This is a genomic window from Streptomyces hainanensis, assembly GCF_004348415.1.
Lineage (GTDB): Bacteria > Actinomycetota > Actinomycetes > Streptomycetales > Streptomycetaceae > Streptomyces > Streptomyces hainanensis.
The window spans coordinates 1-6,551 of sequence record NZ_SMKI01000432.1 but is presented as its reverse complement, the minus strand read 5'-3'; the positions used below and the strand labels follow the sequence as shown (position 1 = coordinate 6,551).

At 71.8% G+C, this 6,551-nt stretch carries 7 protein-coding genes; 6 read left to right on the top strand and 1 reads right to left on the bottom strand.

The window, feature by feature from the left end:
- Window positions 1-64: 64 nt before the first annotated feature.
- The 6 genes from E1283_RS29225 to E1283_RS29200 all read left to right on the top strand — a co-directional run bounded on the left by E1283_RS29225 (window position 65) and on the right by E1283_RS29200 (window position 5,863).
- Window positions 65-1,174: a DegT/DnrJ/EryC1/StrS family aminotransferase gene (locus tag E1283_RS29225; RefSeq protein ID WP_132821179.1), complete on the top strand. Its 1,110-nt coding sequence runs from the start codon at window positions 65-67 to the stop codon at window positions 1,172-1,174.
- Window positions 1,171-1,803, top strand: a complete 633-nt coding sequence (locus E1283_RS29220; protein WP_132821178.1) for a dTDP-4-dehydrorhamnose 3,5-epimerase family protein — start codon at window positions 1,171-1,173, stop codon at window positions 1,801-1,803. The genes E1283_RS29225 and E1283_RS29220 overlap by 4 nt, the downstream gene beginning before the upstream one ends.
- Before the next feature lie 58 nt (window positions 1,804-1,861).
- On the top strand, window positions 1,862-3,061 hold the full coding sequence (locus E1283_RS29215) for a glycosyltransferase (protein WP_132821177.1): 1,200 nt from the start codon (window positions 1,862-1,864) through the stop codon (window positions 3,059-3,061).
- A 57-nt stretch (window positions 3,062-3,118) separates the two neighbouring features.
- Window positions 3,119-3,700, top strand: coding sequence for an NADPH-dependent FMN reductase (locus tag E1283_RS29210; protein ID WP_132821176.1), 582 nt, complete (start codon window positions 3,119-3,121; stop codon window positions 3,698-3,700).
- A 114-nt stretch (window positions 3,701-3,814) separates the two neighbouring features.
- On the top strand, window positions 3,815-4,540 hold the full coding sequence (locus E1283_RS29205) for a class I SAM-dependent methyltransferase (protein WP_132821175.1): 726 nt from the start codon (window positions 3,815-3,817) through the stop codon (window positions 4,538-4,540).
- 129 nt (window positions 4,541-4,669) lie between these two features.
- Entirely contained in the window at window positions 4,670-5,863 is a 1,194-nt protein-coding gene (locus E1283_RS29200; protein WP_132821174.1) for an acyltransferase family protein, read from the top strand.
- Window positions 5,864-5,946: 83 nt separating this feature from the next.
- Here E1283_RS29200 and E1283_RS29195 read toward each other — a convergent pair.
- On the bottom strand, window positions 5,947-6,551 hold a 605-nt coding region (locus E1283_RS29195; RefSeq protein ID WP_132821173.1), incomplete at its 5' end, for a glycosyltransferase.

Below are 6,551 nucleotides of genomic sequence, written 5' to 3'. Positions count from 1 at the left end.
CTCCCCCGGCCCCGCGACCTCCTGCCCCTCGTGACGCTGTGCCCGACAAGAAAGGAACGAGCAGATGGTGACCCGAGTGTGGGACTACCTGTTCGAGTTCGAGAACGAGCGCGCCGACATCATGGACGCCGTCGAGACGGTGTTCGCCTCCGGCTCGCTGGTGCTCGGCCCCGGCGTGCGCGGCTTCGAGGAGGAGTTCGCCGCCTGGCACGGACTGGACCACTGCGTGGGCGTCGACAACGGCACCAACGCCATCAAGCTGGGCCTGCAGGCCCTGGGCGTGGGCCCTGGCGACGAGGTGGTGACCGTCTCCAACACGGCGGCGCCCACCGTGGTCGCGATCGACGCGGTCGGCGCCACGCCGGTCTTCGTGGACGTCCGCGAGGACGACTACCTGATGGACGTCTCCCAGGTGGCGGCGGCCCTCACCGAGCGCACCCGCTGCCTGCTGCCGGTGCACCTCTACGGCCAGTGCGTCGACATCGACCCGCTGCTCGCGCTGGCCCGCGAGCACGACCTGGTGGTCCTGGAGGACTGCGCGCAGGCCCACGGCGCCCGGCGCGGCGGCCGGCTGGCCGGCACCTTCGGGGACGCCGCGGCCTTCTCCTTCTACCCGACCAAGGTGCTCGGCGCCTACGGCGACGGCGGCGCCACGGTCACCGACCGCGCCGACATCGCGGGCAACCTGCGGCGGCTGCGCTACTACGGGATGGAGGAGCGGTACTACGTCGTCGAGACCCCGGGCCACAACAGCCGGCTCGACGAGGTGCAGGCGGAGATCCTGCGCCGCAAGCTGCGCCGCCTCGACACCTATGTGGCGGGCCGCCGGGCGGTCGCCGAGCGCTACCGCGAGGGCCTGGGCGACACCGGCCTGGTGCTGCCCGAGGTGGCCGGGGGCAACGAGCACGTCTACTACGTGTACGTGGTGCGCCACCCGCGACGGGACGCGATCATCGAGCGGTTGAAGGGCTACGACATCCACCTCAACATCAGCTACCCGTGGCCGGTGCACACCATGACCGGCTTCGCGCACCTGGGGTGGGAGCCGGGCTCGCTGCCGGTGACCGAACGGCTGGCCGGCGAGATCTTCTCGCTGCCCATGTACCCCTCGCTCTCCCCCGACCTCCAGGACAAGGTGATCTCCGCGGTACGCGACGTGCTGGAGACCCTGTGAGGGAGGTCCGCGCGCTGGCGGTCGAGGGCGCCCTGGAGTTCACGCCCGAGGTGTACCGCGACGAACGGGGCCTGGTCGCCACGCCCTTCGAGCTCGCGGCCTTCGAGGCCGCGCACCGGGGCCCGCTCTTCCCGGTGGCGCAGACCATCCACAGCCACTCGCGGCGGGGTGTGCTGCGCGGGATGCACTACACGGTGACGCCCCCGGGGATGGCCAAGTTCGCCTACTGCGCGCGGGGCGAGGCGCTCTACATGGTGCTCGACATCCGGGTGTCCTCGCCGACCTTCGGCCGGTGCGACGCGGTGCTGATGGACCAGCGCGCGTTCCGCTCGATCTACCTGCCGGTCGGGGTCAGCAACGGCTTCGTCGCGCTCACCGACGACACCGTCATCTCCTACATGATCTCCAAGCCCTACGTCTCGGACGACGAACGGGCGCTGGCACCGCTCGACCCCGCGCTCGGGCTCCCGGTGCCGCCGGGCCTGGACCTGGTCCTGGCCGAGCGCGACCGCACCGCGATCACCCTGCGGGACGCGCTCGACCGGGGCGAACTCCCCGACTACGAGCACTGCCTGGCCCTGGACCGCCAGCTGAGCGCCAGGGGCGCGGCGGTCGGCGCCGGGCGCTGAACCGCACCAGCCGACCGGACGCTGTACCGCACCGGACGAGGTACCGGAGGAAAAGCACATGCGCTATCTGTTCACGACCCTCCCGGGGACGTCCCACACGTTGCCGTGGATCTCGCTGGCCCAGGCCGCCCAGTCCGCCGGGCACGAGGTGCTCGCCGCGGTGAGCGGGCCGGCGCTGCGGACGGCCGCGGACGCGGGGCTGCTGGCCGCCGCGACCGACGACGGCGCCGCGCGCCGGAGTTACGAGCGGCTGGCCGACATGCTGGCCGAGGGCGGTTCCGGCATGGAGATCGGCGGGGAGGAGATGGCCCGCTACGTCGGGTCGGTCTTCGCCGACACCAGCCGGGCCATGCTGGACGGCCTGCTGGCGACGGCCAGGACCTGGCAGCCCGACGTGGTGGTGTACACCCCGCCCACGGTGGCCGGCCTGGTCGCCGCCCGGGTGCTCGGCGTGCCGGCCGTCATGCACGGCCTCGGTACACCGCTGCCGACCCCGCCGGGCGCGCTCGCCGGCTTCGCCGCGGCGGCCGAGGCCGCCGGGGTTCCCGACCTGACCAAGGAGGTCAGGGACGTCGAGATCGACGTCAGCCCGCCCTCGTTGGACCGGCTCGGGCCGCCCAGGCCCCCGGCGCACCGGCGTTCGGTGCTCCCGATGCGGTTCACCGCCTACACCGGCGGCGCGCGGCTCCCCGAGTGGCTGCTCACCCGCGGCGAGCGGCCCCGGGTGGTGTGCACGCTCGGCTCGTTCACCCGCTGGTTCGGCGAGGGCGGGCTGATGCGGGAGGTCGTGCTCGGCACCGGCGATCTCGGCGTCGACCTGGTGGTGGCCACCGCGGGCGCCGAACTGCCGGCGCTGCCCAAGCCGTTGCCCGACCATGTGACGCTGGTCGACTGGGTGCCGATGCGGGCGCTGCTGGCGGTCAGCGACGCCGTGATCCACCACGGCGGCCTGGGCACCATGTACGCCGCGTTCTCGGCGGGCGTGCCGCAGCTGGTGCTGCCGGCGGCCGCCGGGCCCGCGCTGGCCAACGCGCGGACGGTGGTGGCGCGCGGCGCCGGGGCGCTCGTCGACATGGACGAGGCCACCCCCGCCACCCTCAAGCCCGCGGTGCAGGACGTGCTGGTCAACTCGGCATATCTGCAGGCCAGTCAGGAGATAGCTGAGGAGATGTCAGCCATGCCGGCCCCGGCCCGGGTGGTCGAGCGGCTGACGGACTTCGCCCTCTCCTACGACCGCTACCAGCGCCCGCGGGGCTGAACCGCCCCGCTCGCGTGACCGATTCCGCCCAACCAAGGAAGAAGTGAAGAAGCAGCAATGAGCGACGCGCCTCTGAAACTCGCCATCATCATCGGCAGCATCCGCGACGGCCGTTCCGGCCACACGGTGGGCTCCTGGTTCCAGGACGAGGCCGGCAAGCACGGGGCCTTCGACGTGGACGTCGTCGACATGCGGGACGCCCCGCCGCCGCTGATCCTCGGCAACGAGCCGCCCGCCGAACTGGCGGCGACGACCGAGAAGCTGGAGGCGGCCGACGCGTTCGTCATCGTCACCCCCGAGTACAACCACAGCTACCCGGCCTCCATAAAGAGCCTGATCGACTGGCACTACACCCAGTGGCGGGCCAAGCCCGTCGGCTTCGTCTCCTACGGCGGCCACGCCTGCGGGCTGCGGGCCGTCGAGGCGCTCCGCCTGGTGCTGGCCGAGATGCACGCGGTCACCGTGCGGGACTGCGTCAGCTTCGGCATGTACTCGGGCAACGGCTTCGGCGAGGACGGCCAGCCCTCGGAGCCGGAGGGCGCCAACGGGGCCGCCAAGGTGCTGCTCGACCAGGTCGCCTGGTGGGCCGCGGCGCTGAAGGAGGCCAAGGCCAAGAGCCCCTACGAGGTCCAGTTCTGACGCTCGTCCGCCCGTCCGTCGTTCGCGGCCGCCCGCTCCGCCAGGTGCGGGGCGGGCGGCCGCGTGCGACACCCCTCACCCAGCCAACGAGTTCGGCAGCCGCCAGGAGGAGACATGGGGTCGGTCTACGGATCTGACACCGCCAGCGTCTATCACGACTTCTACCGGGAGCGGAACGGCAAGAGCTACGCCGCCGAGGCCCGCCACGTGGCGGAACTGGTGCGGGAGCGGCGGCCGGACGCCGCCTCGCTGCTCGACGTCGCCTGCGGTACCGGCTCCCATCTGGAGACCCTGGTCGAGGAGTTCGAGCGGGTGGCGGGCCTCGAACTGTCGGAGGCCATGCTGGACGTGGCACGCCCCCTGCTGCCCGGCGTCCCGCTGCACCGGGGCGACATGCGCGACTTCGACCTCGGCCGGCGCTTCGACGCCGTCGTCTGCATGCACAGCTCCATCGGCTACGTCGGGGACGAGGACGCGCTGCGGCGGACCCTGGCCCGGCTGGCCGCCCATCTGGAGCCCGGGGGCGTGCTGGTGATCGAGCCGTGGTGGTCCCCCGGCACCTTCCTCGACCGGCACGTCGCGGGCGACGTGCTCACCATCGAAGGGCAGACCATCTCCCGGGTCTCGCACACCGTGCGCACGGGCGACCGGACCAGGATGGAGGTCCACTGGGTGGTCGCCGACCCCGAGCACGGGCCGCGGCACACGGTGGAGGCGCATGTCCTGACGCTCTTCGAACCCGCCGCGTACCGGGCCGCCTTCGAGGCGGCCGGCTGCACCGTCGAACGGCTGGAAAGCCCCTGGTCGCGCCTCGGACTCCTGGTGGGCGTCCGGGGTTGAGCCCCGCGTGTCAGAGCTTTTCGAACTGATTGTGCGGGGAACGTCAAATCCCGTACCCCGGTGCTACTTTCCCTCCATTCGGGGAACGCATTCCGAGTTCTCCCTGGAGCCTGGGAAAGAGAGTAACTCATGACCAGCGTGGATTCGGAACGGGCGGGGGCGGCCGCGAGCATGCCCCCGCATCTGCATTCACTGACCGGACTGCGTTGGGTGGCAGCGCTGATGGTCTTCCTGTCACATGCGCTGATCCTCCCCGCCGCCGTTCCGCCGGGAGATTTCGGCCAATCCATCAGCGAGTTCGTCGCACTCGGCGGATACGTCGGCGTCTCCGTCTTCTTCGTGCTGAGCGGATTCGTGCTGACCTGGTCGGCACGGGCCTCCGACACCGCGCCCAGGTTCTGGCGGCGGCGCTTCTTCAAGATCTACCCGAACCACTTCCTGGCCTTTCTGGTGGCCGTGGCCTTCATGATCTACTGGGGCCCGGACATCGGGTTCGAGTCCGCGGGCGACCAGGCCCCCGGCGCGCTCCCCCAGTTGCTGCTGGTCCACGCCTGGGTGCCCGACCTGGACATCGCGTTCTCGTTCAACCTGGTCAGCTGGTCGCTCTCGGTGGAGACGGCCTTCTACCTGTGCTTCCCGCTGCTGCTCGCCGGGGTGTTGAGAATTCGCCCCGAGCGACTCTGGTACTGGGCCGGCGGCACCCTGCTCGCGATCTTCCTGGTGCCCCAGATCGCCCGTGTCCTGCCGGCCGGCGAGCTCTCCTACGAGGGAATGACCACGTGGGAGTACTGGTTCGTCTACGTCCTGCCGATCACCCGCATGGGAGAGTTCCTGATCGGCATTCTCATGGCCCGGATCGTGCTGACCGGGCGCTGGGTGCGATTCCCGCTCTGGGCGGCGTCCCTGGTCTTTCTCGGCGTCTATGTCATCGCGCTCGACCTGCCCAGGGAATACGCGATCGTGGCAGCCACGGTGGCCCCGATAGCCCTGCTGATCCCCGCCGCGGCCGTCACCGACGTGCACGGAAAGGGATCGCTGCTCGGACGGCCGGCCATGGTCTGGCTGGGGAATGCCTCCTACGCCTTCTACCTGGTCCACTTCTTCGCCATTCAGGCCGTCTTCCGCATGGTCGGATTCGACTTCCAGGCGAACTACCTCACCGCGCTGCTCTTCGTGCTCGGCGCCTGCGGCCTCGGCGTCGCGCTGGCCGGGGTGCTCCACCAGTTCGTGGAGCGGCCGATGATGCGCCGGTTCGCCACCCCGCGCCGTCCGGTGTCGGTGGCCGGGAGGGCGACCGCCCCGCAGAAGGAACCCACCGGCTGAGCCACCGAACGCGGCGAACACGGAACCGGCCCCGCCACCCCCTCTCGGGTGGCGGGGCCGGTTCGCTGTCGCGCGGCGGGGCGTCAGACCAGCGCCTCCACCCGGGCCACCTGCTCGGCGGGCCCCGGCAGCGCCGCGATCTCCTCGGCCAGTTCGCGCGCCCGCTCCACGTAGCCGACGTCACCGAGCAGCCGCTGGCACGCCTTGGCCACCGACTCCGGGGCGTGCTCCTCGGCGGTGCCGAGCACGATGGCCGAGCCCTGGTCGGCCAGCCGCTGCCACAGCTCCCGGTACAACGGCCATTCGGAGAGCACCAGTTGGGGGGTGCCGGCGGCCATCGCGTTCATCGCGGTCGAGCCGCCGCCGTGGTGCACGATCAGGTCGCACCCCGGCACCAGGACCTCCAACGGCAGCCAGCCGACCCGGAGGTGGGGCAGCGCCTCCCGCACGGCGGGCGCCACGTCCTCGGGCGCGGCCACCACCAGTTCCGCGTCGAAGTCGGCCAGGTCGCGGGCGAGTCCGATGAGGAACGCCTGGCTCTCGCTGGCCGCCACCCGGGTGCCGGCCGTCACGCAGATCCGCCGGCGCTTCCCCGCGGTCAGCATCCAGGGCTCGACGGCGCGCGCCAGGTTGGTGCCCACCCAGCGGGTGCGGACCGTGCCGGGGGCGAGCGTGGGCGGGCTGACGC

Bases quoted from the DNA above. Each gene is read 5' to 3' on its own strand.
- E1283_RS29210 (WP_132821176.1), top strand. From the start codon at position 3,119: ATGAGCGACGCGCCTCTGAAACTCGCCATCATCATCGGCAGCATCCGC.
- E1283_RS29215 (WP_132821177.1), top strand. From the start codon at position 1,862: ATGCGCTATCTGTTCACGACCCTCCCGGGGACGTCCCACACGTTGCCG.
- E1283_RS29225 (WP_132821179.1), top strand. From the start codon at position 65: ATGGTGACCCGAGTGTGGGACTACCTGTTCGAGTTCGAGAACGAGCGC.
- E1283_RS29200 (WP_132821174.1), top strand. From the start codon at position 4,670: ATGACCAGCGTGGATTCGGAACGGGCGGGGGCGGCCGCGAGCATGCCC.
- E1283_RS29205 (WP_132821175.1), top strand. From the start codon at position 3,815: ATGGGGTCGGTCTACGGATCTGACACCGCCAGCGTCTATCACGACTTC.